Source organism: Alkalitalea saponilacus, assembly GCF_900168165.1.
Taxonomy (GTDB): domain Bacteria; phylum Bacteroidota; class Bacteroidia; order Bacteroidales; family Marinilabiliaceae; genus Natronoflexus; species Natronoflexus saponilacus.
The window spans coordinates 372,427-397,249 of sequence record NZ_FUYV01000001.1 but is presented as its reverse complement, the minus strand read 5'-3'; the positions used below and the strand labels follow the sequence as shown (position 1 = coordinate 397,249).

Annotated in this window: 25 protein-coding genes; 17 read left to right on the top strand and 8 right to left on the bottom strand. The window is 40.6% G+C overall.

Going from position 1 to position 24,823, the window contains the following annotated elements; genetic code table 11:
• Positions 1-75: 75 nt before the first annotated feature.
• From B5X70_RS01415 to B5X70_RS01380, 8 genes are all read left to right on the top strand, one after another.
• Positions 76-309: a DUF4492 domain-containing protein gene (locus B5X70_RS01415; protein WP_079556062.1), complete on the top strand. Its 234-nt coding sequence runs from the start codon at positions 76-78 to the stop codon at positions 307-309.
• Complete coding sequence (locus B5X70_RS01410) at positions 293-1,855, top strand: cytochrome ubiquinol oxidase subunit I (protein ID WP_079556061.1); 1,563 nt, start codon at positions 293-295, stop codon at positions 1,853-1,855. Before B5X70_RS01415 ends, B5X70_RS01410 begins: the two co-directional genes overlap by 17 nt.
• Positions 1,848-2,981, top strand: a complete 1,134-nt coding sequence (gene cydB, locus B5X70_RS01405; protein WP_079556060.1) for a cytochrome d ubiquinol oxidase subunit II — start codon at positions 1,848-1,850, stop codon at positions 2,979-2,981. The genes B5X70_RS01410 and cydB overlap by 8 nt, the downstream gene beginning before the upstream one ends.
• Before the next feature lie 332 nt (positions 2,982-3,313).
• Complete coding sequence (locus B5X70_RS01400) at positions 3,314-4,171, top strand: UDP-2,3-diacylglucosamine diphosphatase (protein WP_079556059.1); 858 nt, start codon at positions 3,314-3,316, stop codon at positions 4,169-4,171.
• Between the two features lie 3 nt (positions 4,172-4,174).
• Positions 4,175-4,510: a hypothetical protein gene (locus B5X70_RS01395; protein WP_079556058.1), complete on the top strand. Its 336-nt coding sequence runs from the start codon at positions 4,175-4,177 to the stop codon at positions 4,508-4,510.
• 57 nt (positions 4,511-4,567) lie between these two features.
• Entirely contained in the window at positions 4,568-5,380 is an 813-nt protein-coding gene (locus B5X70_RS01390) for a peptidylprolyl isomerase (RefSeq protein WP_079556057.1), read from the top strand.
• Between the two features lie 30 nt (positions 5,381-5,410).
• On the top strand, positions 5,411-6,244 hold the full coding sequence (locus B5X70_RS01385; RefSeq protein ID WP_079556056.1) for a peptidylprolyl isomerase: 834 nt from the start codon (positions 5,411-5,413) through the stop codon (positions 6,242-6,244).
• A 2-nt stretch (positions 6,245-6,246) separates the two neighbouring features.
• Positions 6,247-7,557 (top strand): peptidylprolyl isomerase, encoded by a 1,311-nt coding sequence (locus B5X70_RS01380; protein ID WP_079556055.1) that lies wholly within the window; start codon positions 6,247-6,249, stop codon positions 7,555-7,557.
• On the opposite strand, the gene B5X70_RS01375 is transcribed toward B5X70_RS01380, so the two are convergent.
• Positions 7,544-8,173, bottom strand: coding sequence for an NUDIX hydrolase (locus tag B5X70_RS01375; protein WP_232468406.1), 630 nt, complete (start codon positions 8,171-8,173; stop codon positions 7,544-7,546). The two genes, B5X70_RS01380 and B5X70_RS01375, sit on opposite strands and share 14 nt — an antisense overlap.
• A gap of 25 nt (positions 8,174-8,198) precedes the next feature.
• On the opposite strand from B5X70_RS01375, the gene pyrE reads away from it, so the two are divergent.
• Positions 8,199-8,831 carry an orotate phosphoribosyltransferase gene (gene pyrE / locus B5X70_RS01370; RefSeq protein WP_079556054.1) on the top strand — a complete coding sequence of 211 codons (633 nt, stop codon included), beginning with the start codon at positions 8,199-8,201 and terminating at the stop codon, positions 8,829-8,831.
• Positions 8,832-8,843: 12 nt separating this feature from the next.
• Entirely contained in the window at positions 8,844-9,254 is a 411-nt protein-coding gene (locus tag B5X70_RS01365) for an SRPBCC family protein (protein ID WP_079556053.1), read from the top strand.
• On the opposite strand, the gene B5X70_RS01360 is transcribed toward B5X70_RS01365, so the two are convergent.
• Positions 9,251-9,991 (bottom strand): biotin--[acetyl-CoA-carboxylase] ligase, encoded by a 741-nt coding sequence (locus B5X70_RS01360; protein WP_079556052.1) that lies wholly within the window; start codon positions 9,989-9,991, stop codon positions 9,251-9,253. The two genes, B5X70_RS01365 and B5X70_RS01360, sit on opposite strands and share 4 nt — an antisense overlap.
• Positions 9,992-10,129: 138 nt before the next feature.
• Here B5X70_RS01360 and rsfS point away from each other — a divergent pair, with 138 nt between their 5' ends.
• The 6 genes from rsfS (at position 10,130) to B5X70_RS01330 (ending at position 16,191) form a co-directional block, all read left to right on the top strand.
• Entirely contained in the window at positions 10,130-10,507 is a 378-nt protein-coding gene (rsfS, locus tag B5X70_RS01355; RefSeq protein ID WP_079556051.1) for a ribosome silencing factor, read from the top strand.
• A gap of 25 nt (positions 10,508-10,532) precedes the next feature.
• Entirely contained in the window at positions 10,533-12,569 is a 2,037-nt protein-coding gene (gene ftsH / locus B5X70_RS01350; protein ID WP_079556050.1) for an ATP-dependent zinc metalloprotease FtsH, read from the top strand.
• 11 nt (positions 12,570-12,580) lie between these two features.
• Positions 12,581-13,213, top strand: coding sequence for a LutC/YkgG family protein (locus B5X70_RS01345; RefSeq protein WP_079556049.1), 633 nt, complete (start codon positions 12,581-12,583; stop codon positions 13,211-13,213).
• A 254-nt stretch (positions 13,214-13,467) separates the two neighbouring features.
• Entirely contained in the window at positions 13,468-14,286 is an 819-nt protein-coding gene (locus tag B5X70_RS01340; RefSeq protein WP_079556048.1) for a phosphatidate cytidylyltransferase, read from the top strand.
• 26 nt (positions 14,287-14,312) lie between these two features.
• Entirely contained in the window at positions 14,313-14,972 is a 660-nt protein-coding gene (locus B5X70_RS01335) for a phosphatidylserine decarboxylase family protein (RefSeq protein WP_079556047.1), read from the top strand.
• 97 nt (positions 14,973-15,069) lie between these two features.
• Positions 15,070-16,191, top strand: coding sequence for a lipid II:glycine glycyltransferase FemX (locus tag B5X70_RS01330; RefSeq protein ID WP_079556046.1), 1,122 nt, complete (start codon positions 15,070-15,072; stop codon positions 16,189-16,191).
• A 65-nt stretch (positions 16,192-16,256) separates the two neighbouring features.
• Here B5X70_RS01330 and B5X70_RS01325 read toward each other — a convergent pair whose 3' ends face one another.
• Positions 16,257-16,862, bottom strand: a complete 606-nt coding sequence (locus B5X70_RS01325) for a hypothetical protein (protein ID WP_079556045.1) — start codon at positions 16,860-16,862, stop codon at positions 16,257-16,259.
• 78 nt (positions 16,863-16,940) lie between these two features.
• Positions 16,941-17,348, bottom strand: coding sequence for a hypothetical protein (locus B5X70_RS01320; RefSeq protein ID WP_079556044.1), 408 nt, complete (start codon positions 17,346-17,348; stop codon positions 16,941-16,943).
• 354 nt (positions 17,349-17,702) lie between these two features.
• Here B5X70_RS01320 and B5X70_RS01315 point away from each other — a divergent pair, with 354 nt between their 5' ends.
• Positions 17,703-18,275: a GNAT family N-acetyltransferase gene (locus B5X70_RS01315; protein ID WP_079556043.1), complete on the top strand. Its 573-nt coding sequence runs from the start codon at positions 17,703-17,705 to the stop codon at positions 18,273-18,275.
• Here the strand turns inward: B5X70_RS01315 and B5X70_RS01310 are convergent.
• Genes B5X70_RS01310 through B5X70_RS01295 form a run of 4 tightly spaced genes read right to left on the bottom strand, consistent with a single transcriptional unit; the run spans position 18,270 to position 24,814 of the window.
• Positions 18,270-21,452, bottom strand: coding sequence for a two-component regulator propeller domain-containing protein (locus tag B5X70_RS01310; protein ID WP_079556042.1), 3,183 nt, complete (start codon positions 21,450-21,452; stop codon positions 18,270-18,272). The two genes, B5X70_RS01315 and B5X70_RS01310, sit on opposite strands and share 6 nt — an antisense overlap.
• Positions 21,449-22,435 carry a hypothetical protein gene (locus B5X70_RS01305; protein WP_232468407.1) on the bottom strand — a complete coding sequence of 329 codons (987 nt, stop codon included), beginning with the start codon at positions 22,433-22,435 and terminating at the stop codon, positions 21,449-21,451. The genes B5X70_RS01310 and B5X70_RS01305 overlap by 4 nt, the downstream gene beginning before the upstream one ends.
• 18 nt (positions 22,436-22,453) lie before the next feature.
• Positions 22,454-23,896, bottom strand: coding sequence for a PKD domain-containing protein (locus B5X70_RS01300; protein ID WP_079556041.1), 1,443 nt, complete (start codon positions 23,894-23,896; stop codon positions 22,454-22,456).
• A 9-nt stretch (positions 23,897-23,905) separates the two neighbouring features.
• Complete coding sequence (locus tag B5X70_RS01295) at positions 23,906-24,814, bottom strand: PorP/SprF family type IX secretion system membrane protein (RefSeq protein WP_262481295.1); 909 nt, start codon at positions 24,812-24,814, stop codon at positions 23,906-23,908.
• Between the last annotated feature and the right edge of the window lie 9 nt (positions 24,815-24,823).

Genomic DNA, 24,823 nt, shown 5'->3' with positions numbered 1-24,823 from the left:
AAACTCAATAAAAAACGAAACACTCTTTTTACTATATTTGAAATTCGTTAACGATTGTTATATATTGCAAAAGCCATGAAGAATTTTTTCCTGTATATCTATAATAAGATAAAAGAATCAAGTCTTGCGAAGATTCTGCTGCTAATCATTTTTCTAAAGTTTGCAATGTTTTATGGCTTCTTAAAAGGCTATCTCTACCCAACTTTTCTAAAACCCAAATACGAAAATGAAGACCACCGAAGTGAAGAGGTGATAAAGAAATTACTTGACAACCATAATAAAACCCTTAAAGATGATAGAGAACATTGATTTCACACTGGTGAACTGGTCAAGGGGACAGTTTGCCATGATTGCCTTTTACCATTGGCTATTTATCCCAATTACCATTGGAACAACCTACATCATAGCCATTGCGCAAACCATACATGTAAAAACCGGTGACCCGGAATGGGAGCGACTGGCTCGATTCTGGGCAAAGCTATTCGGAATAAACTTTGCCATTGGAGTTGGAACCGGTATTATTTTAGGACTTGAATTTGGAACCAATTGGGCCAATTATTCGTGGATTGCCGGAGATATTTTTGGAGCACCACTGGCCGCAGAAGGTATAATGGCCTTCTTTCTCGAATCCACTTTCATAGCAGTTATGTTTTTTGGATGGGGGAAAGTAGGCAAAAAGTTTCACCTGCTTTCCTGCTGGCTTGTGGCATTCGGAGCCAGTTTGTCAGCCCTCTGGATTTTGGTTGCAAACGGATGGATGAACTACCCGATAGGAATGGTATTCAACCCGGACACTGCAAGGCATGAAATGGTTGATTTCTGGGCAATTTTATTCTCACCTTATGCCGTTAACAAATTCCTTCATACCATTACATCCTGTCTGGTTATATCTGCATTCTTTGTAATAGCCATCAGCAGTTGGTATTTACTTAAAAAGCGAAGTATACTTTTGGCCAAACGAAGCATTGTGCTGGCAGCTACTTTTGGACTTCTGTCCAGCGTTTATCTGGCCATGACCGGAGACGGTTCGGCCTACTACGTAGCACAAAAGCAACCAGCCAAACTGGCCACCATGGAAGGGTTGTTTGACGGAGAAGAAGGAGCAGGACTGGTTATGATGGGAATACTCAATCCAAACAAAAAGCTTGGCGACGACAAAAAGGATTTCCTCTTTAAAATGGAAATCCCCAAAATGCTTTCCATTTTGGGTTACCGTGATGCCAATGCATTTGTTCCCGGAATGAACGATCTGGTTTACGGCAACGAAGAGTTTGGCATCATGTCGGCCGAAGAAAAAATGGGGAAAGGAAGAATCGCTCTTGGAGCATTGGCTGATTACAAAGAGGCACATAGAAATAATGATCAACAAGCGATGGACGAAGCTGTTTTACTTTTTAATGAGCACTATCAATACATGGGATATGGCAATCTTCACTACCCGGAGATGATTATTCCACGAAAAATCCCATTGATTTTTTACAGTTTCAGAATCATGGTAATTTCCGGAATGTTGTTCATAGGTGTGTTACTACTATTCATGTATCTCTCAGTTAAAAACCGCCTTGAGAAACAGAAATGGTTGCTTTATGTAGGTATTTGGTGTTTTCCACTCTCCTTTATTGCCTCAATGGCCGGATGGATTGTGGCCGAAGTTGGTCGCCAACCGTGGACCATTCAGGGACTATTGCCAACCATGATTTCCACGTCCAACATCAGTGCAAATGCGGTAATAGCTACATTCTGGCTGTTTGCCGCCATGCTAACCGTACTTGTCATTGCAGAATACAGAATCATGATCGGAGCCATTCGCAAAGGTCCGGATAACTTATCAACGAAAGGAGGTCCAAATGTTTGAAACATTATCTCATCTACAACTGCAACAATATTGGTGGTTTATTATGTCGGTGGTTAGTTCCGTACTTGTATTTTTGTTATTTGTGCAGGGTGGGCAAACTCTGGTGGGTGTACTAGGAAAAACCGACAATGAAAAAAACATGATAGTAAACTCCATTGGTCGAAAATGGGAGTTCACATTTACCACACTCATTGTGTTTGCCGCGGGCATGTTTGCCGCATTTCCGCTTTGGTACTCCGTTTCGCTGGGAGGGGCATATTACGCGTGGAAGATTTTCCTTGTGTGTTTTGTCCTCCAGGCAGTTTCTTTCGAGTTCCGAAGAAAAAAAGGGAACATATTTGGTCAAAAAACATACGACTGGTTTTTAACCATCAATGGATTTCTTGGTACCATCCTCCTTGGGGTGGTGGTTGCCACATTTTTTACCGGCAGCGATTTCATTCGCAACGAATACAACCTGTCGCAATGGGGTTCAAGCTGGTACGGATTGGACATACTGGCCAGCTTCACCAACTTATCGCTTGGTTTTGCGGTGCTGTTTTTGGCTCGCACGCTTGGTGCCATGTACATCATAACCAACATTGAGTCAGACGACATCATTCGAAGAGCGCGTAAACAAACACTGATCAATGGTGCTATTTTCACTGTCTTCTTCCTCTATTTCCTGGTTAGAATTCTGATTAAGGACGGATATGCGTACAACCCTGAAACCGGAGCTGTTTTTATGGAATCGTACAAATACCTCAACAACTACCTTCAGATGCCAGTTGCTTTAATACTGTTTCTCGTTGGAGTTCCTCTGGTTTTGTATGGCATATTTATTACCTGGGCAAAAGAGAGCAATCGCGGAATTTGGTTTTCAGGTTTCGGAACCTTTGCCACCGTTATGTCTATATTCTGGATACTGGGTTATAATAACACCGCTTTTTATCCGTCGTATGACTTGCAAAGCTCTTTAACCATACAGAATGCCTCATCAAGCCATTACACACTTACGGCTATGAGCTATATTTCATTGTTTGTGCCGGTGGTAATTACCTACATTTATTTTGCCTGGCGAGCTGTTGATAAAACCAAAATAAGTGAAAAACATATGAACAAAGAGGGCGAACATCACGTTTATTAATCATTCAAAATTTAAAAGATGGAACATCTCACACAAATACTGTGGTTAGCAAGTTTTCCGGTTTTAATATATGTAGGATACAAACTAAGTTTGTATGCCTTGAAATTATTCCATAAAAACTACGAAAAAGACGAAGAAACTGAGTAAGGTTTAACAAGAACAATTGAAAAGAACACTATGTCTTTATAAAAAGGCATAGATTTGAATGTGTTCAAAAGAACCGGCGATGCCGGTTCTTTTGTTTTTATTTCACAGTTTCTTTACCAGATATAAACCACCTCATTCAAAATTAGAATTCATTTTTTATATCTTTGCTTTTATTACATATATGTATGAGTGAAAAACATGTAACGAAACGACAGGTAAAAGCGGTGGTCATCTCCGATGCCCACCTGGGTACATACGGCAGCAAAGCCGACCAGTTACATGCTTATCTCAAAACCATTCAACCCGAAACGCTTGTACTAAACGGCGACATCATTGATGCCTGGAGATTTTCACCCAGCTACTTTCCCACATCGCACCTGAAAGTTATTCGCTATTTTTTCAAGTTAGCCGAAGAAGGTACCAAAATCATTTTTATACCCGGCAACCACGATGAAATAGCCCGCCGTTTTACCGGCATAGATTTTGGACGGCTAAAGATAGACAACAAGGTTGTTTTAAATCTTGATGGAAAATCAACATGGATATTTCATGGCGATGTGTTCGATGTGGTGATGCACCACTCAAAATGGCTGGCAAAAATGGGTTCCGTGGGATATGGTATTCTTACCGGCATCAATAAAATGGTTAATGGCATATTGACCCTGTTTGGCAGAAAAAAAATATCCCTGGCAGGAAAAATAAAAGACAAAGTAAAAGGAGGGCAAAAGGAGGCCGTTTCCAAATTCGAAGCCATGGTGGCAAGGTTAGGAATTCGCAAAGGATACCATTATGTTATCTGCGGGCACATCCACCGACCGGCAAAAAAACGCATCAAGACCCCGGTTGGAGCCATCACTTACATCAACTCAGGCGACTGGGTGGATAATATGACGGCACTGGAGTATGAAAACGGAGACTGGCATCTGAAACACTGGAACTTCGACACTGATGAAATAGTTGAAGACCCATTGGTTGAGGAGATTGTTTCGGAAACCATTGAGGATGTCTTTGCCAGGGCATTTAAAGAAATTTTAAAAAGTTAGCGCATGGAAAGCATAGATTATACGTGGGATGAATTGGTGTTGATGGTTAGCCGTCACTTTAAAGTGACGGCAGATTACGACTTCATGCTGTTCATCATAGGAATACAAGAAAGGGGAACAGGAATGACCCACTATTCAAGAGAAGAAAAAATGGATTTAATCAATCTGGGGAAATGCAAACTTTTATCTCATCTGGGGTATCTCGACGAGATTGAAGAAGACCAGGAGGGGTGGCCAAGATTCAAGGAGATTAAAAGTGTCAAAGGATTAAGTCCTTCATTTCAAAAGCATCTGTTAAAAAACGCAATGATGGAGTACTTTAAGGATAAATTAAATTAAGCATCTCCAATTAACTGGCAAATCATCAATCTATTAACATAAACATTAAATAACATCATGAAAAAAATTCTCTTTTCTATATCACTTTTAGCATTGTTACAATTCTTTGCTTTTTGTCAATCCTCTGAAGGAACTTATGTTATACTAGAAACTGAATACGGAAATTTGGTTATTAAACTATACGATGAAACCCCGGTTCATCGTGATAACTTTTTAAAACTAGTTGAAGAAGGCTATTATGATGGCTTATTGTTCCACAGGGTTATTAATGAATTTATGATTCAAGCCGGGGATCCGGGGTCACGCGACGCAATTCCCAACGCTATGCTTGGTGGTGGGGGGGTAGATTACAAACTGGACGCAGAAATTATGTACCCACAATTATTTCATAAAAAAGGCGCTCTAGCTGCCGCCAGACAGGGTGACCAGGTAAATCCGGAAAAGAAATCTTCCGGATCGCAATTCTATATTGTACACGGTAAAGTTTACTCAAATGAAGAGCTTGACGAAATGGAACATTTTCTGAACGAGAGGAAGAGCCAACAGGTTTTCATGAAGTACGCCGAGCCATACCGCAATGAGATAATGCAGTTTCAACAAACAGGTGACCGGGAAGGATTTGAGAGATTAATGATAGAAATATCTGAAGAAGCAGATCCTGAAATAGAGGCATTACCCAGAATTGAAATTCCTCAGGAATTACGTGAAGCATATACCACAATTGGAGGAGTGCCGCATCTGGACGGGGAATACACTGTATTTGGAGAAGTTGTTAAAGGGCTTGAAATTATAGACAAAATTGCAAAAGTGGAAGTCAATCAAAACGACAGACCTGTTGAAGACATTAAATTGAACATCCGCATAAAATAAAAACAAACAAACCCCAAAGGATATCAAACTATGGGTCAAACACATAACAATTCAAACATATTAAAAACATGGCTGGTAATTAGTATTATAATACTAATTACCAGCCATGTTAATTCTCAAAACGAGCCAGTTCATCACGTCCTTATTGAAACCAATATGGGCAACATGAAAATAAAACTATACAACGATACACCAAATCATCGCGACAACTTTTTGAACCTGGTAAGTCAGAAACACTTTGATGGCACGCTCTTTTATCGTGTTATTGAGAATTTTGTAATACAGGGAGGCTCATCCGATTCCCGAAATGCAGCTCCCGGTAGGCGCATTGGGTACGGAAGTTCAACAAAAATCATAAGCTCAGAGTTTGTTCCTGATCGATTCCATAAAAAAGGGGCGCTTTGCGCTCCACGCCAACCTGAAGATGTAAATCATTTCAGAATGTCGGATGTATCTCAGTTTTATATCGTTCATGGAAGGGTTTTCACCCACGAAGAACTTGATATGCTGGAACGAAGGGTTAACAATCCGATTCGACGTAAATTGCGCGAAAAATATTACGATCCTCATAAAGAAGAACTTGATAGATTGCGGGAAGAAAACCCTAGAGGTTTCAATGAATTGCTGAGAGAGATCAGATCAAACATTGATATTGAATTCAATTTATCGGATCATCTTATTTATACAGAGAAACAACGTGAAATCTACACCACCATAGGTGGATTACCTGATCTGGATGGAGATTACACTGTTTTCGGTGAAGTAATTGAAGGTCTTGATGTGATTGAGAAAATTGCGAAACTGGCTACTGACGATCACGACAGACCTATACAGGATGTAAGGATTACCATTAAAAAACTATAGACATGTATAGAAGGATCAAAACATATCTTTATCTCCTTCTAATAATAATTGCAAGCAGCTGTAAAAGTAGCGGAGGGGAATCTCAACCCACTGCGGGAACCGAAAAACCTGTTTCCAGAGGTTCATTTAGCTATAATGTTGGAGCCATGGTGGATATTCATACTTTCGACCATTACACCAGGAACATACAGCGTGGTTTCGGATTTTACGTAGGGCCACATACCATCGTCACCAATCTGGATCTGGTACAGCAGGGTGCTTATCGCGTACGCTTTGCTCCCACCGGAACCCAACAATTCTTTAATGTGGACGGTTACACAGCATATTCTCTGGAGAAAAATCTGGTACTTCTTAATGTGCAAAGAGCCAACAACAACTACCTGGAAGCTGTTGACCCCATTTCCCCAACCGACACGCTTTATACTCTTCTCAGGCCTCAAAGCCAATTAATGGTTCAAAGGGCTGCTGTTAATAAAACATCAGCAAATGACACTGCAGAGTATTTCATTTTGCGTGCCGGACTTGACAATGGAAGACCTGCATTTTTTGACGACCATGGTCTGGCAGGAATTATTCAAACCATAACCGACGACGATACCAAACAACAAGTCGTTTTGCGGGGAAGTTCGATTAATAAAATGCTGGCAGACCAGCATGAATCTCGTCCGGTTATCGACCTAAGCAGAAAAAGCAACCGCGTTTACCCTTCTCATACAACAATAAGTGGCTTCAGAATAGTAACAGATATGGGGAACATCGAAATAAAACTCTACGATGAAACGCCAAATTATCGCGACAATTTCATAAGGCTTGTTACCGATCAGTATTACGACAATTTATTAATCCACAGAGTACTTAGAGGGTTTCTCATCCAAACCGGTGCTGCTGACACCAGGGAAGCTACCCTCGGTGAAGTGGTAGGCTGGCAAGGCCCGGGATATACCATCCCCATGAACATTGTACCCGGAAAATTCCATAAACGTGGTGCCATTGCTGCTTCCAAACTGCCACATGCAAGCAATCCGAGAGATGAATCAGATGGCTCCCAGTTTTATATAGTGGCAGGACGCAGGTTTGGAGAAACAGAACTGAATGAATTGGAAATGAGGTATGGAATAACCTATACAGAAGAACAACGGCACATTTACGGTACCATTGGAGGTGCTCCTCACCTCGACAATCAATACACGGTTTTTGGAGAAGTAACCTCCGGAATGGATGTTGTTGATAAAATTAGTCTGGTAGAAACCAGACGAGGCGACAGACCTGAAGAAGACATCTGGATGAAAAGAATAGAGATTATTTACAGATAATACCCCCAGCTTTCATCACTTCCAGTATTGAGGGGTAGGTCTGGTCTTGCGCGGTATTAACATCTCCCGGGTCTATCCAGAAAACTGACTCAATATCTTCAGTTGTTTGCGGAATTGGCTGTTTATTTCCAAGGTAAATCATATCATACCAACGAGTTTCTTTAAATATATGTTTATTCCCAATTTTGTATGTATGATAGGTTGAAACCAAAAATTTAGATAATTGAACACCACTAATACCACACTCCTCCTCTACCTCCCTGATGGCTGCCTCCTCAAAGGTTTCATCACGTTCAACCTTCCCTTTTGGCAAGTCAAAAAAACCTCTTCTTTTCATTCCCAGAAACAGGCTTCTATCACCATTCCACACCACACCCCCGGCAGCAGGCAGATTGACAAAACAGGCACGGAAATTTTGCAATAAATCATAAGCATTGTGATGGTATATGATGGCTGTCCTTAATCTTTCATCGGCACCAAACCGATTGATAAAATCCTTCAGTTCTCCCTGGTTACCATACTTTAAAACAGCGTCAAAATCGGTTGACATCAATGGAGCAACCTCCCTGGTCAAAAAAACGACCCGCTCCTTAAAAAAGATTTTATACATTTGCATAATCAAACAGGTAAACAAAACCAAAATGAAAAAAACTGAAGAGACAATCGCGTCACATTTATTACAAATAAAAGCAATAAAATTGCAACCGGCAAACCCATTTACCTGGGCATCCGGATGGATATCCCCCATTTATTGTGATAACAGAAAAACTCTTTCATATCCCGAGGTAAGAGATTACATAAAAAATGCATTTGCTGAAATCATAAAGGAAAAATATGCTGATGCAGATGTCATAGCAGGAGTAGCCACCGGAGCCATCGCACAGGGAGCATTGGTTGCCGACCTTTTAAACAAGCCATTCATCTATGTTCGTTCATCCCCGAAGGGACATGGTCTGGAGAACCTGATAGAAGGTGACCTAAAACCAGGACAGAAAGTAGTCATCATCGAAGATCTAATTTCAACTGGTGGCAGCAGTCTTAAAGCTGCCGAGGCTGTTCGCAATGGAGGTGGTGATGTACTGGGAATGTTGGCAATATTTTCTTACGGCTTTAGCGTTGCAGAAGAGAATTTCAGAAAAGAAAACGTAGATCTTCAAACCTTGAGCAACTACCAAACCCTATTAAAAGTTGCTGTAAGCAACGGAAATGTGACGGCCGACCATCTGGAAACACTGGATGCATGGAGAAAAGATCCGGCAAACTGGAACAAATAATTATTTTTTGTGATGACAAAATTTGAAGGTCCCATACGTACAATACCACATTCTTCGAATGTGGTATTTAATTTTCTTTCTAACTTCGACCATTTTGAGTCTCTTCTTCCTCCCGAAAAAGTAACAAATTGGCACAGTGCAGGTGACACATGCCGTTTTACCATTGAAGGCATTGGTGACATTGGGTTGAAAATCATTGAAAAAGAGCCGGAAAAAACCATTAAATATACAGCCGACGGAAAAACCCCGTTCAACTTTTTTCTCTGGGTTCAGCTAAAAGAGATTGGGGAGAACGAAACCAAAGTAAAACTTACGATAAAAGCTGACCTAAACCCCATGCTAAAGATGATGGTGAGCAGTCATGTGGAAAAGTTTCTCGACGTGGTTACCGATGCCATTGTAAAATATCCGTATCAGATTTAACGAAGAAATTCCACCTCTTTAAAAGCAAATCGTTTTATTCCGGTGGGAGTTTCAAGAACCAGATGACCATCTGGTTCAATCTCTCTGATTTGTGCAGAAAACTCCCCGGTATTGTCCCGGAATTGAAACACTCCATTGTTTCTATATAAGTTTTGAAAATATTGCCTGTGCAATATTTCATCATCCCCGTCTTCAAGCCAATGTAGGTATCGGCTTATGATGTGCTGCATGCACTCCTGAAAAACCTCTTCAACATCATACTCTTTACCGGTTATCATTTTTAACGAAATGGGATTCAGAGCACCCGAAGTGAATTTCTCTTGATTCAAGTTCAATCCTATGCCGACCACAGAAGTTACAACCTCCTTTCCGGCCAGACTGTTTTCAATCAACATGCCAGCCATTTTAAAATCACCCGAGTAAATATCGTTCGGCCATTTTATTGAAACATCTCCAATATGTTCTCTTAACCAATCAATCAATCCAAGTGAAACAACCTGAGTGATGCGGAAGTGATTCGGCACCTCCAGGCCGTGAGGCTTTAAAACCAGCGAAAAAGTCAGGTTTTTACCTTTTTCACTCTCCCATCTGTTTTCACCCTGGCCTCTGCCTGCTGTCTGGTACCCTGCAATAACTGCCGAAAACTCAGGCAAATCCCTTTCGCTATCTAACTCCTTAATTTTCTGATTTGTTGAAACCAACTCATCATAGTAAAATACCTCGGGCGTTTTATACATATCGCAACAATTTCCGCATGTCAATAAACAATTCACCGCTCAATTTAGGTAATTAAATCTTTTGAAAGTGTTATCTTTGAAAAAAATTGAATATTTAAAATTAATTAATCCCGAACAAAGCAAGATAAACGATTTGGAATGACAAAAAACCAGGAAAACCAAGCCACACAAAATCTCGTTAAAGCCATAGTAGAAGGCATGCAGGAAAAGAAAGGCGCTAACATCACCATACTGGATTTAACTTCAATAGAGAACACCATCACCAGTTTTTTTGTTATATGTAGCGGGGACAGTAATGTTCACGTTGATGCCATTGCCGATTCAGCAGAAGAATATGTCAGAGAGCATGTTGGTGAAAAGCCTTTTCATGTTGAAGGCAAACAGAATGCACAATGGATTTTGCTAGATTACCTGGACGTTGTTGTACATGTTTTTCAACGATCGACAAGAGAGTTTTACAATTTGGAAAATCTTTGGGCCGATGCTGAAAGAAAAGATGTTCCTGATTTGTTTTAGTAAGTAAATATAAGATCTTAAAATAATGACAGAAGAAGAAAAAAAGAAAACCACCGGAGAACAGGGAGACAAAATGCCTCCTAAAATGCCGAAATTCAATGCATATTGGATTTATGGAATCATACTGATCTCCCTGGTGGCCATCAGTATTTTTAATGTCGGACAAAGTCCGGCATCCGTATCCTGGAGTGTATTCGAAAACGAAGTCCTCCCTAAAGGTGACATCAAACGTGTTATTTTGGTTACCAATGAAGGAAAAGCTGAAATCACTTTTAAGCCGGAAAGCCTAGACAAATACACCGACATTTTTAAAGACGTACAGAGTCTGCCCCGTACAGGGCCACATTTAACGGTAAAAATTCCTACCGTTGACAGATTTGAAGATGCCAGAAAAGAGGCAGAAGAAAAACATGGCATCAGGATTCCAATTGAATATGAAGAGCGAACCAACCTGTTTCGCGATTTCTTTTTCATGATGTGGCCAATACTGCTGATTATTGCCATCTGGATATTCATTTTCAGAAGAATGAGTGGCGGCGCCGGCCCGGGCGGAGGAGGTAATATTTTCAACGTTGGTAAGTCCAAAGCACGTATGTTCGATAAGGAATCGGGCATAAAAGTGAATTTTGGAGATGTTGCAGGATTGGCTGAAGCTAAAACTGAACTGGAAGAGATCGTTGAATTTCTGAGGAAACCGGAAAAATTCACCGAACTGGGTGGGAAAATCCCCAAAGGAGCATTGCTGGTTGGCCCTCCGGGAACTGGAAAAACCCTGTTGGCAAGAGCTGTTGCCGGTGAGGCCAATGTGCCATTTTTCAGCATGTCAGGTTCCGATTTTGTTGAAATGTTCGTAGGCGTAGGTGCCTCTCGCGTTCGCGACCTCTTTAAAAAAGCAAAGGAGAAGGCACCATGTATTGTTTTTATAGATGAAATTGACGCCATTGGCCGTGCCAGAGGAAAGAATGTTAATTTCAGCGGAAACGATGAGCGCGAAAACACGCTCAACCAGCTGCTAACCGAGATGGATGGATTTGCAACCAACAGCGGTGTTATCATTTTAGCAGCCACCAACCGCGCCGACATTCTGGACCGTGCATTAATGCGTGCAGGGCGTTTTGACCGTCAGATTAGCGTTGAACTGCCTGATCTGAATGAGAGACAAGAGATTTTTGAAGTACATCTTCGCCCGCTCAGACTCAGCGAAGATGTTAAATCTGATTTTCTGGCCAGACAGACTCCCGGTTTTTCAGGAGCTGACATTGCCAATGTTTGTAATGAATCCGCATTGATCGCTGCCCGAAAAAACAAGAAGCTGGTAGAAAAAGAGGATTTCCTTGATGCCGTTGACCGAATTGTCGGAGGATTGGAAAAGAAGAATAAAATCATCAGCAAGGATGAAAAACGCGCGGTAGCTTACCACGAAGCAGGACATGCAGCCATCAGCTGGTTGTTGGAATATGCTCACCCATTGGTTAAAGTGACCATTGTCCCCCGTGGCAAAGCGCTGGGTGCAGCCTGGTATTTGCCCGAAGAACGATCACTAAATACTTTTGAGCAGATGCTGGATGAAATGTGTGCCACCCTTGGTGGACGTGCAGCAGAAGATGTTGTGTTTGGACGTATATCAACAGGAGCTCTTAACGACTTAGAGAAAGTAACCCGCCAGGCTTATGCCATGGTAAGCTATTTCGGCATGAGCAAAGAGATCGGAAACCTTAGTTACTTTGACTCTACAGGTCAGAACGAATATGGCTTTACAAAGCCATATAGTGAAAAGACCGCGGAGTTGATCGATAAGGAGGTATCCAGGATTGTGGAAGACCAATACGAAAGGGCTAAAACAATCCTAAAGGAAAACTCAGATAAGCACCAGCAATTGGCAGAATTACTGCTTGAAAAAGAGGTAATCTTTAGCGAAGACCTGGAACAGCTCTTTGGTAAGCGTAAACTTTCGCAGCATGTCATTCAGGAAGATTCCAACGGTAAGAAAGTTGAAGCCCCTGAAAACAGCTCTGCAAAAGAAGGTTCCGAAGGAAATGACAGCTCACCGCAGGAACAATAGTCTTGTAAACGATGGCTAACAAAAATGCCAGAGAAAATATACTTAGACGACTCAGGTCGGCTCCATCCTTTAAGTGGTCCGTTTCGCCCGGCGCAACCGGCGAAACGGATCCTTTTCCCACACCCGACAACCTCATCGAAGCGTTTCATAAAGAGCTGACCGAAGTCTCCGGAGAATTTAAACAGTTTAGTTCAATTGAAGACGCTATAAAGGAAATTGTTAGCATAGCCAAAGAATCGAACTATGATTCCATTTGGTGTTCAATTGAAAATCTCAGTCAGATAATATCTCAACACGGGATAGAAATAAACAACAGTCCCGAAACGCCATTGGCCGTTGCAGGATGCGAACATCTGATATCAAACACAGGATCGGTTTTTGCAAGCAGTTACACGGGATCTGGGCGGCAAGTTTATGTATCGGCAGAAACGCTCATCATCATAGCCTTTGAGACACAATTGGTACCACAAATTAAAGATGCTCTGCAAAATCTCCAAAAAAGCAACCATAAACCATCCTGGACAGGGTTAATTACTGGGCCAAGCCGCACTGCAGACATTGAAAAAACGCTGGTTTTGGGAGCCCACGGACCACGTCGTTTAATTGTTTTCCTGATCTCCAAAACAACTTCATCACAATCTTAAACCATATCACACTGGCTCTTTGCAATTTGCATTATTTATCCGTTCTGCAATTTTATAAACTGAAAGTTTCTATTAATTTTGCAGCAATTAGAAAGGTTGTTATATTTATAGTGCCGGAAAATTATTCCGGAATAAAAACAAAAATCACGATTAGCATTTTCTGATTGGCATCAGCAAATGTAAAAATGATGGCTCAGTAATGCATTGGGTCTTTTAATGATAACAAACAACCAGGTATATACAATAAAAACCGCATGAATAATTTCTGGCAGCGCCTTTTTACAGGAATCATATTTGTTATCGCCATAATTGGTGGCATGTGGTGGCATCCATACTCATACCTGGCAATTTTCTTTATAGTTGTTATTCTTGGTCTTCTGGAATTCATTAAATTGGTTGAAGCTCGCCCGGTAAGCATTAACAGGACATGGCCGATCATACTTGGAGCCTATTGGTATCTGTCATCATTTTTTGTTTTGGGCGGATTTGTAAGCCCTCTCTGGCTAATGCTCATTGTTCCTATGATAATGGGGGTGTTCATCACTGAACTGTTTCGAAACTCAACCACACCTTTACTTAACATCGCATGCACCCTTATCATTCCATTTTATGTGGCATTACCATTTTCTTTTCTTCATTTTTTGGTCTATTTAAATGGAGCATATTGCTACATGCCTCTTTTAGGATTTTTTATTCTGATATGGGCAAACGACTCGGGCGCATATCTTGTTGGAGTAAACTTTGGAAAGAACAAGTTATTTGAAAGAATATCACCAAAAAAAACCTGGGAAGGCACCATCGGAGGATTCATATTTACCGTTATATCCGCCTATGCGCTATCTTTACTTATAAAGGATGTTTCCACCCTAAACTGGCTGATAATAGGCATCATTGTTTCAATAATGGGATCGCTTGGCGATCTGGTAGAATCAATGCTGAAAAGGAGTGTAAACATTAAAGATTCCGGATCACTATTACCCGGGCACGGTGGCATTCTGGACAGATTTGACGCAGTAATTTTTGCTGCGCCATTGGTTTGCACTTATCTTTTTCTAACTCAAATACTGAATTAAAAAACCATTATTCATTTAAAAGCATCATGACAATTCACAAAGAGGGGTTTAAAATCCTTGGAGTAACTTTTCTAGGACTGGCCGCCATCAATATATTGCTGGCATTTATACCCGGATCACCGGCGCAAACCTTAAAATGGTCGGTGCCTGTATCTTTGGTCGTTTTCTTTTTTGTTCTGAACTTCTTCAGAAGCCCGCGCAGAGAAGGTTATTACCACGAAAATGCAATTATAGCTCCTGCCGATGGCAAAATTGTTGTTGTGGAAGAGACCGAAGAAGGTGAGATTCTAAAAGGAAAAGCCATACAGGTTTCAATATTTATGAACGTTTTTAACGTTCATATCAACTGGTTTCCTATTAACGGAAAGATTAGAACTGCCGTTCATCACAGTGGCCGGTTCATGTCGGCCTATTTGCCCAAAGCATCCACTGAAAATGAAAGAACCACTGTGGCCATTGAACACGAAAACGGATCCACGCTGGTAGTAAGACAGATTGCCGGTGCCATTGCCCGCAGAATAGTTTGCTACGCTAAATCTGAAAACACCATTAAACAAGGTGATCAAATGGGTTTTATAAAGTTCGGATCCAGAGTTGACATTTATTTGCCACCCGGTACAAGAATTGATGTTCGTCCGGGACAAAAAGTTGTAGGAAAACAGACCATTCTAGGCTGGCTGGAATAAACCATCAGTAAAAAAAATGATAAAGCCACGATAAAGGTCAACCAACCTTTATCGTGGTTTTGCTATATGTAAATTTTAACAATAAACAAAAACCATCATGCTATCTGAAGTCTGCCTCAAGCATCAGGAGGAAGTTTTCGAAACACCAATTATTCAACAAACCGCGTTCTGGTCGGAAGTAAAAAAACGAATGGGCGTAGACACCAAAGCCTTTAACTTTAAAAGCAGAACTGAGAAACTTTACAACAACTCTGATTTAAAGAAAACTCTGTTATCAGATCTTTTGATCATAGATCAAAAGATTGACAGTAATTACTCAATAGCCTATGTTCCATACGGACCTGAGCTGGAGCCTGCAATGGAAAATCAGGGCGTATTTCTTGAGGAGTTATCTGAATCGCTACGCTCCTATCTTCCTAAAAACTGCATTATGATAAGGTATGACTTACTTTGGCAATCGCACTGGGCGGCAGAAGATGATTACTATGACTTAGAAGGTAACTGGATTGGACCTCCGGCAAAAAACATACAGGAAATGAGGCTCAACTACAATACCATAAACTGGAATCTTCGCAAATCATTAACCAATTTACTGCCTTCAAATACAGTATTTCTAAATCTGAGAAAATCAGAAGAACAGATTTTGGCTTCAATGAAGCCAAAAACACGATATAACATCCGGTTGGCTGAAAGAAAAGGAGTAAGTGTAAAAGAGTATGGAATGGAGAACCTGCAAATCTGGTACAACCTTTACAAGGAGACATCCATTCGAAATGGACTCTATCTTCACAACATAGAATATTTCAGGACTGTTTTAACAGCAAAGGCCAAAAACACCAACTCTCCTGCCGATGTTCATTTATTGGTTGCCGAAGCCGGAAATGAGCCATTGTCGGCCATGTTTCTCGTAATAAGTGGGAATAGAGCCACATACTTGTATGGAGCTTCTGCATCAAACCATAAAAACTATATGGGCAGCTATGCCTTGCAATGGAAGGCAATACAGATGGCAAAAGAGAAGGGATGCACTGATTATGATATGTTTGGAGTAGCTCCCAACCCCAATCCCGAGCATCCAATGTACGGGCTTTACCGTTTTAAAACAGGCTTTGGTGGTGAAATCTATCACAGCATGGGTAGTTGGGACTATCCATTTAAAGAAGAAGCTTATAACTATTTTATAGCTAAAGAAATGAGCAGTCAAGGGTATTACTCCTGACAATCGGCCATAGAAACATTTAATTCAACGCATAATAAATTATGCGTTGAATTAACTTGTAAATGCTATCTGATATACTTATATCCCAAGGCCAACCGCATGGTTGGAGTGATTACTTTCTCGGTGAAAGGACGTTCAATGAACTCCTCTTTTTCGAAATTGTAATAGAATCTGTTTTTGTGCACCCAGGTTGGGCCTAAACCTACTGCAAACTCATAATTAAATCGTTTGCCAATGTTTCGTCGTAAACCATACATAGGAATAACTCGAGAGGTTGGATAGGCTTTAATATCGGTATTAGAAAAAGCAAACTGAGTACCATAGCCCAAATTGATGGAGAGGAAATTACCGCTGTTCCCATCTATTCGGCGAAGTTTTGCCTGACGTTTGCGGAGGTTATAATAATACCGGGGTTCTACACTGATTTTTGGAATAAGTGCCCAACCAAAAGAGCCATTTGGTGCATTGATATAAGGATCGAAAGCAAAAGCAAACATCAACTCAGATCGCAATGCTATTTGGTTAGATAGTTTTGTTTCGTTATAAATGGCAAGGGGTAAAATCCCTGCTTGGAATCCCCACAAACTACTTTCAACCTCTGAATTCTGAGATTTTATGAGAGAGGTTATGGAGATAAATAAAAGGAAAAAGCCAAGTTTAAAACTATTCATATATTAAGAAATAGGAGTTTTAAAACCTGTCCATAATACAACCGAAGGGATATTTTATGAACAGACGAATAAGCTAATCTAAAATCTATAACTGAGTCCAAATGATGGAATCAAAATATAGTCATCGCCAAAAACATTCTCAAGTTCCAAAGTGAAACCAAATTTTGGCATTTTGTCAAAAGGGTAAACCCTTAATCCCAGTGGGATGGATAAGGTTTCAAAGTCCTCTACTTCACGAAACCCAACACCAAGATAGAGTTTTGTAGATGCATCAATCTCCTTCAAATTCAAAATCACCATGGGAGAAACCGAATAACCATCCAGAACCCCTGCATGCAAACGCATTACTCCTGCAATTTTATTATTAAACCAATATTCAAAGCCAAGGGTTCGTTCGCTGTTAACATTCACTTCAAGTCCCTTCTGCGAAAAGGAGTTGATGCTGATAAAAGCAGAAAACAGCATTAAAAGAATTACTTTTTTCATTTTTAAAAGATTAAAATTTATAATCGATAAATTCATATGGGAGAGATTCATAATGACCATCCTTCAAAATCCAGATGTTCATCTATTGAACCGACACAACAATGCGCTATTTTGATCAGGAATCGTTACAACATAAGTCAAAAAAGGAGCAGACGTTTTTAGCTAAGAGTAGAAGAGGCTCTAAATAATGTATACGCAGAATGATAATCATGGGTCAAGATTTATGATTAATACAAAAAGTGATAATAAGCCAATAAATAAGGCGAACCAGACTTTCTAAGTGCAAATAAAACAAATATTTTCAAAAAACAGCAATAAAATATTTACATTTGATAAAAATGTATTGTTAAAACTATGCCAATCAACAACATATCCATAAAACTATTTACACACACGGAGGAAGAGATTCTCAAGGCGCTAGAAATGCTTAACGAAGAATTTGGCAATGATTTCTACACGAAGGATGATATTTACACCTATTCAAAAAACCGTTCAAAAAAGTTCATGATATCTGCTTTTCAGAATGGTATGATGATAGGAACAATGCTGATCAGGATGATAACACTAAGCGACAAAGATCAACTTATTGATCGAATTGCAAAAAATGGACTTAAAACACCTTCTTTACCTACAGCAATGCTACAGGCAGAAGTTGTAGATCAGAAATTTCGTAACATGGGAGTGGGTCGCACCCTTTTCTGCAAAGCGTTAGAAGAGATAAAGGCTATGAACCCAAACTCGATAATTGGAACAGCATGGCAAATAGAGGAAAACCCTATTCACCATATTTTCAGAACAGAAGGCTTTCATAGCCTCGGAATTATAAAAAATCACTGGTTGCAAGAGAGCATTTCAAAGCAATTTAAATGCCCCATTTGTGGCAATCCTTGTTATTGTAATGCCATATTGTACAGTAAGGAACTATAACCTGACTCCCACGAAAACCACATCGTCTACCTGTTCTTCATCACCTTTCCAGTTAAAGAACTCATTTCGGATTATATCGAGCTGTTCTCTCATAGGTTTATCCTCGATTTCAACCAGCAAATCTTTGGCTCTGGATGTCATATACTTTTTTCCTTTAGGCCCACCAAACTGATCTGTAAAACCATCAGAAAACATATAAAAGGTATCACCCTCCTTGGTTTGGTATTCAATATCTACAAACTCGGAGTCATCCTCCATCATCAAATCACCGATGCTGCGACGAATGCCTTTATAAATATTGAGTTCTCCGTTGATAAAAATATAGACCGGGCGTTTGGCTGATGCCAAACGTATTGTACCGTTTTTAGGATCTACTTCAACAATTGAGATATCCATTCCATCCCGTGTATTATCCTTGTCGTTCTTTTGGAGAAGAATTTTAATTTCGATATCCAGCCGACTAAGAATATCAGCAGGACTCTTAATCTCTTTTCTCTTTACAATATCATTTAACAGAGTAGTTCCAATCATTGACATAAATGCTCCCGGAACCCCATGACCAGTACAATCGGCAGCGCAAATCAAAAACTTACCATTGAGTGGGTGGAACCAATAAAAATCACCGCTCACAATATCTCGTGGTGCAAAGAATATGAAAGATTCTCTGAACTGATTTTCGATGACCTCAGGTGGTGGTAATATGGACGACTGTATTCGTTTGGCATAATTAATACTGTCGGTAATGTCCCGGTTTTTCCTCTCAATTTCGGCCTTTTGCAAACGAAGGATCACTGTTTGGGAGTCAACTTCCCGCTGCAGAGCTTCCTTCTGCTTTCGTAGTTTTCTCTCTCTGAAAACAATAATGAGATAAACCACGTAAGATAGAACAGATATCAAAACAAGATAGAACCAACCTTTTTTCCAAAAAGGACTGGCAATGACAATCTGAATTGTTAGTGGCTCTTCATTATATACCCCATCGGCATTAAAAGCTCTTATTTGAAGGGTATAACTACCATCCGGGAGATATTCGTATTCCCTGAAGCTGGTGTTTCCCAAATCAACCCACTCGGGGGTAGAAGACTCTCCCCTACGTAAAAGCCTGTACTGATATCTGACACCCAGCGGATCCTTAAAACTGATTCCTATAAAATCAAAACGGAAACGATATCTGTCTCCATAAGCATATGGAAGATTCAATTCTCTTACAGTACCAAACTCTCGTCCTGAAACTCGGACAGAGGTAAAGTTTAGCATAGGAGGCATCTTATTTATGACATCTTTATCAGGAAAATAGTTGATGGCTCCTTGTGTTGAACCAAACCAGATGGTTTGGTTTTCATCAACCATTGCATGATAAAAATCTGCACCAAGGTTTTGTTCATAGTCAAATCTCCTTATCTCTCCTGAATTTAGGTCAATACTACTCAAACCCGGGAAATGTGTAACCCATAAACGGTTAGATGTATCAATTACAACATTGTAACAAAAATTACGAGCCAAACCAGATGTCATATCAATAAAGCGAAGCGAATCCTCAGAGTATTGCAACACACCTCGTCCCTGAGTGGCCAACCATATGTTTCCATCATGATCCTGGGTCATATCAAAAACATCCAGCGGCGTATCCGTTATTCTGTGAATCTCAATGCTGTTGTTGACGATTCGTGACACCCCGCTGTTGCGAAGCCCCATCCAAAGGAATCCATCACGATCGAGGAAAACAAAATTCACGTTGTTATGTGGCAATCCATTCTCTGTAGTGAGATGCTGGCTGCTTCCCGATTCAATGTCAAGTTGATAATACCCGCCAATGGTTGCAAGGTGAAGAACGCCATTTGATCCGGTGATGTCATTGATCATATTCCCCATCCGGCTGCGGGTGAAATGATAACGGGAAAACTGAAACTCCCCGTCGCGACGGTAGTAGAGCCCGCTACCTCCTGTGGCGACCCACATAGTCCCCTCATCGTCCCTGTAGAAAGCAGTAACATTATCTCTGGGTATGCCTAACTCATCATCATAAAACTCAAAATCAGTAAAACAGAATGGATCTGCGATGATCAATCCATTCTCCATACCGATCCACAATTCATTGTTTTGTTGAAAAACGGAAATTACTTTGTTATTCTGGAAACCAATCTCATCAAGATCATAGAAAACCATACTCTCATCCACAAGAGAAGCTACCCCACCCCCATAAGTTGCGAACCAATAGTTCCCCTCATAATCGGCAAGTATGTCGCGGATGAAATTGTTGTTCATCCCATTCACGGTTGAGAATGTAAAAGACTCAGTAAACTCCTGTGATACGGGATCAAAAAAGAGCTTAATAACACCGTTTCCCCATGTTGCCAAAAGTAAATGCCCCTCTTCTTCTTCCTCAATGGCCTGAATGTTTTCCCACTCCAAATTGAATGTTAAGCACAAACTGTTGTCAATAATGTGAGAAGCCTGACCCTCCTTCAGAGCAAAACTGTAAAAACCCTCGTCTTCAGTTGTAATCCAGAATTGATCCTGAATGCCTTTGCGTGGAGTTATTGAAGTGATGGTTGTCATGGGTATTTCTGAGTAACGCTCAAGACTTTCGATCTTTCCGTCTCCTGAAAGAGTTAGTTTCATGAGTCCCTCAGAAGTTCCCAACAGAACCTGATTATTTCCCAAAGGATGTATGGAATAGAACAAGGTGAAACCCAAATTCCCAGTATCAAACCAAGTGGTAACATTGTTGTAACGATCAATACGAGCAAAACCACTGTTTTGAACCACTACCCATATGTGGCCATCCCTGTCTTCGGTTATATCTCTGACAGGGCTTGTCGTTTCTTCCAGAACAATGGGTGTAAACCTGTTGTTATGAAATACACTGACATCTCCATTGTTGTGTCCGACCCATAGTTTTCCGTCACGAGCCACTTTAAGGGACATAACAAAATCTCCGGCCAAAGAATCAGCTGTTGTGAATGATCTAAATCTGAGACCGTCATATTTTACCAGACCTTCACCTGTCCCGATCCACAAAAATCCATCATGCCCCTGCTCAAGGGCATAGACAAAATTCTGGGGAAGCCCCATATTGGAGTCATAGTTCCGAAATTGAAAGGTTTGAGCTTCAAGGTAAGAAAACACTAACACCCCGAAACAGATCAGACAGCAAATTTTCTTTTCAAACTTCATCGTGCAGGTGCTTTTGGTTTTATACCTATACTGTACTTATATCTTGGAATACCGCCAATGGGGATACTGTAGAACGGCATCAGTTCTCCATACTGGTTTTCCAGGTAAATAACCACATTGTTGTTCCTCATATTCCGGTTAGGATCCTTGATCATTTGGATGTCCAAGGAGCTGTTTATATCATCTTCGGTTATCTGATGAGTACTGGTTGCCCATTCATCATCGCCGGAAACAGCCATTAACTCTCCATTTTTACTGGGGGAAATGATGCGAATGATGCCATCATCATCCCAGTCAAAATTACTTTGTTTAATTGCAACCACCCTGTCGTCGATATAAGGATAGATATGAGACACCTCTCTGGCATCGTCATGCAGACGGAATTTATATTTAAAGTAGAAAGCAAATGCACCTTCAATGGGCCTGTTTTCATTTGGACTGGTGCTCAAAAACAATCGGTATAGATTTCCATCATCACCTTCCAATCCTTCAACCACCAGTTTGAATATATTGCCTCCATATTCCGGCAGAAGCTCTCCTTCACTCGGGTTAAATGGCCCAAAGGTAAACCAGCGACCATCCCAACGACCATCATTACCAAAGGTTCTTGACGCTAGCATGGTACCACTTCTAAAGTTTCCATCCCGGCGAATTCTTCGTGCGTCTTCATCAGAACATGCACCTTGACCACCATATACAGCAAAATTTGTGCGGGTATTCCATTCCCCTTTTTGTTCATCCAGATAACCTCCAACATCAGGATCATAAACCCTAATAAATATCGGATCCTGAAAAGTCTCAGGAACTGAGAAAAATATTACCTGAATAAAGTCATCATCACCCCATGCAGTATCTCCGTCCTTGCCAAAAGTAACCAAAGCCGGTATGTTTTCATCCACAGCCGGTACAGGCTGTGCGAAAATGCTTCCCTTAATAAGACAGACAAACAAAAAGAAAATAAAAATCGATTTAGAATTCATCATATTATCCTACAGTTTCCTTTATTCAACCACTATTGTCCGGTAGGAACAAACTTTATTGTCACCCCAGTATGCTTCACAACGTACACGATAAGTCCCTTTTCTGGTAAAAACATGTTGAACCGATTCTCCCCTGAGTCTGTGATCATCTCCAAAATCCCAGAAATATTCAACATGACCTACCTCTCCATATCCATTTAGTTGGGCTATTACGTTTAACGGTTCATTTACCTTAATGGTTTCAGGTATTTCAAACCAAACCTGTTTTGTTAACTCCAGATCAAGCACATAATTGGCAACAGAATATTGCTCTTCGCCTGTTATGGAATCTATTACATTGAGATGTATCTCGTACCTGCCGGGGCCTGGGAAACAATGGTCAACTTCGGCTCCCAGGGCTTCAGTACCATCACTGATGGTCCATTTAAATGCCAATGGAATGGTATCAGAATCAAGGCCACTGTCCTCAAAAAGGGTAAAACAGAAGTTGTCGTCGACAACTTCTAAAGCTTGTTCACAAAAAACCAACTCATATTCAAATCTGAATATATTATCTATCCCATCCCTATTGGATGCGAAAAAACCTGTTGTTTCATCATTAAAGATGAAACAACTAAAATCATCATATGGCGAATTAATCGGAGATTCCAGTGCAATTGGTTCACTCCAGGCTCCATTTTCATAGATCGAATAGAAAATATCCAAACCTCCATAACCACCATGGCCGTCGGAAGAAAAATAAAGTTTGCCGGACGGATGAAAGAATGGAAAAAGTTCACGACCCGGGGTATTAATAACTCCGCCCAAATTTTCAGGTGTGCTCCAACCATTTTCAGAAAGAACGCTCCGGTATATGTCTGTTTCGCCGTATCCGCCTGACTGGTTCGACACAAAATAGAGTTGACGTCCATCGGGGGACAGTGATGGCTGTCCAACTGAATAGCCTTCAATATTCAGTGGCAAAGGAGTAGGGTCTTCCCAACCTGAGGCGTGTCTCTCCAGCTTGAAAATGCCCAATTGGTTATAGCCCGACCTAGATCGTGCTTCCCTTAAAGAGCTTGACTTATTGAGAGTAGCGAGCATAAAATCCCCGTTGGGGGAGATGGTAACTGGTCCTGAAGTGAGCAAACTCCCTGCCAGGCCTTCAAAAGGAGTTACACGTCCTATGCGCCCATCAGGCAACAATGGAGCTTTGTAGAGTCGGTATAAATGTTCGTTGTCCTGATTGAAAACATTAATAAATATGGTACTTTTACGATTAGACACAAAGTAAATCACAGAGTCATGAACGAAAGGAGCCATTTCTCCTGAAGATACAGAATTAATCTTAAGACTTTCAACCTTTAACTCCTGAGCTGAAGCAGGATTGATTGTAAAGAGAATAAACATAAAGAAACCCGCAAGTTTAATTTTACAATAGAACTCACACTTTAGGCTAAAACTATATTTATTATCGTTGGTCATAGTTTGATATTAAAAGAACTTCGGACTAACTGTTGCAATGCGATAACCAAAATCAAATTGTAAAGAAACTTCATGACTGCCACTGTTCAGGTTGCTTAAATCTCCTGTTGGATAGTCATAACTATATGCCAACCGTAACTGTGGAGAAACCTGCCATCCCAACAAACCGATCAGTTCATTATTACTTCGGTAAGTAACCCCTGCCCATATTAAATTATGCATGATAACCGTTGCCGAAACATCTAAAGTAGTAGATAAATCGGGATTGTATCTTAAAAGTGCAGAGGGTTGTAATGATAAAGTCTGGCTTACATCATAAAGATACCCTGCTGTGATCAGGTAATCAGACTTTCCGGGCTCGAAAAAGGGAGAATCCTCGTCGAACATGTTTTTATAAAACAGATCGGCAATTGAAAATCCTACGAAATAGTTACTACTATACCATGCAACTCCAAACCTCAATTGAGGTTCGGATGCTGTTTCATTATATCCAAAAACCGGGTCATCGGGTTGAAGAAGTGAAACATCATCCCAACTGGCACTGGAAAACTCCATTCCTCCGCTAAGACTAAATGAAAGCCTGCTGCCATTGGTCATTCTAACACGGTAGGCATACGCAAATGAGAACCCTGAATTTCTTACAATAGGAAACTGTTCGTTATAAAGAGATAGCCCCAGTGCAACATTTTCGTTTTTTAAAGGGGCATGAGCTGTAAAATATTGAGCATATGGTGCACGTGGTGCACCAGTCCATTGCTGACGATAACCTCCGAAAGCAGTAAGCACTTCCCTGGAACCGGCAAAAGCAGGGTTTATGGCAAATTGGTTATGCATATAATGGCTCATGAACAATTTCTGTTGCGCATTAATCTCTGACACAGCCATCATAAACATTAGTATAATCAATAACCACCTCATCATAGTATA

Excerpts from the sequence above, each read along its gene's own strand:
- B5X70_RS01415 (WP_079556062.1), top strand. The coding sequence starts at position 76 with ATGAAGAATTTTTTCCTGTATATCTATAATAAGATAAAAGAATCAAGT.
- B5X70_RS01410 (WP_079556061.1), top strand. The coding sequence starts at position 293 with ATGATAGAGAACATTGATTTCACACTGGTGAACTGGTCAAGGGGACAG.
- cydB (WP_079556060.1), top strand. The coding sequence starts at position 1,848 with ATGTTTGAAACATTATCTCATCTACAACTGCAACAATATTGGTGGTTT.
- B5X70_RS01400 (WP_079556059.1), top strand. The coding sequence starts at position 3,314 with ATGAGTGAAAAACATGTAACGAAACGACAGGTAAAAGCGGTGGTCATC.
- B5X70_RS01395 (WP_079556058.1), top strand. The coding sequence starts at position 4,175 with ATGGAAAGCATAGATTATACGTGGGATGAATTGGTGTTGATGGTTAGC.
- B5X70_RS01390 (WP_079556057.1), top strand. The coding sequence starts at position 4,568 with ATGAAAAAAATTCTCTTTTCTATATCACTTTTAGCATTGTTACAATTC.
- B5X70_RS01385 (WP_079556056.1), top strand. The coding sequence starts at position 5,411 with ATGGGTCAAACACATAACAATTCAAACATATTAAAAACATGGCTGGTA.
- B5X70_RS01380 (WP_079556055.1), top strand. The coding sequence starts at position 6,247 with ATGTATAGAAGGATCAAAACATATCTTTATCTCCTTCTAATAATAATT.
- B5X70_RS01375 (WP_232468406.1), bottom strand. The coding sequence starts at position 8,173 with ATGCAAATGTATAAAATCTTTTTTAAGGAGCGGGTCGTTTTTTTGACC.
- pyrE (WP_079556054.1), top strand. The coding sequence starts at position 8,199 with ATGAAAAAAACTGAAGAGACAATCGCGTCACATTTATTACAAATAAAA.
- B5X70_RS01365 (WP_079556053.1), top strand. The coding sequence starts at position 8,844 with ATGACAAAATTTGAAGGTCCCATACGTACAATACCACATTCTTCGAAT.
- B5X70_RS01360 (WP_079556052.1), bottom strand. The coding sequence starts at position 9,991 with ATGTATAAAACGCCCGAGGTATTTTACTATGATGAGTTGGTTTCAACA.
- rsfS (WP_079556051.1), top strand. The coding sequence starts at position 10,130 with ATGACAAAAAACCAGGAAAACCAAGCCACACAAAATCTCGTTAAAGCC.
- ftsH (WP_079556050.1), top strand. The coding sequence starts at position 10,533 with ATGACAGAAGAAGAAAAAAAGAAAACCACCGGAGAACAGGGAGACAAA.
- B5X70_RS01345 (WP_079556049.1), top strand. The coding sequence starts at position 12,581 with ATGGCTAACAAAAATGCCAGAGAAAATATACTTAGACGACTCAGGTCG.
- B5X70_RS01340 (WP_079556048.1), top strand. The coding sequence starts at position 13,468 with ATGAATAATTTCTGGCAGCGCCTTTTTACAGGAATCATATTTGTTATC.
- B5X70_RS01335 (WP_079556047.1), top strand. The coding sequence starts at position 14,313 with ATGACAATTCACAAAGAGGGGTTTAAAATCCTTGGAGTAACTTTTCTA.
- B5X70_RS01330 (WP_079556046.1), top strand. The coding sequence starts at position 15,070 with ATGCTATCTGAAGTCTGCCTCAAGCATCAGGAGGAAGTTTTCGAAACA.
- B5X70_RS01325 (WP_079556045.1), bottom strand. The coding sequence starts at position 16,862 with ATGAATAGTTTTAAACTTGGCTTTTTCCTTTTATTTATCTCCATAACC.
- B5X70_RS01320 (WP_079556044.1), bottom strand. The coding sequence starts at position 17,348 with ATGAAAAAAGTAATTCTTTTAATGCTGTTTTCTGCTTTTATCAGCATC.
- B5X70_RS01315 (WP_079556043.1), top strand. The coding sequence starts at position 17,703 with ATGCCAATCAACAACATATCCATAAAACTATTTACACACACGGAGGAA.
- B5X70_RS01310 (WP_079556042.1), bottom strand. The coding sequence starts at position 21,452 with ATGAAGTTTGAAAAGAAAATTTGCTGTCTGATCTGTTTCGGGGTGTTA.
- B5X70_RS01305 (WP_232468407.1), bottom strand. The coding sequence starts at position 22,435 with ATGATGAATTCTAAATCGATTTTTATTTTCTTTTTGTTTGTCTGTCTT.
- B5X70_RS01300 (WP_079556041.1), bottom strand. The coding sequence starts at position 23,896 with ATGACCAACGATAATAAATATAGTTTTAGCCTAAAGTGTGAGTTCTAT.
- B5X70_RS01295 (WP_262481295.1), bottom strand. The coding sequence starts at position 24,814 with ATGAGGTGGTTATTGATTATACTAATGTTTATGATGGCTGTGTCAGAG.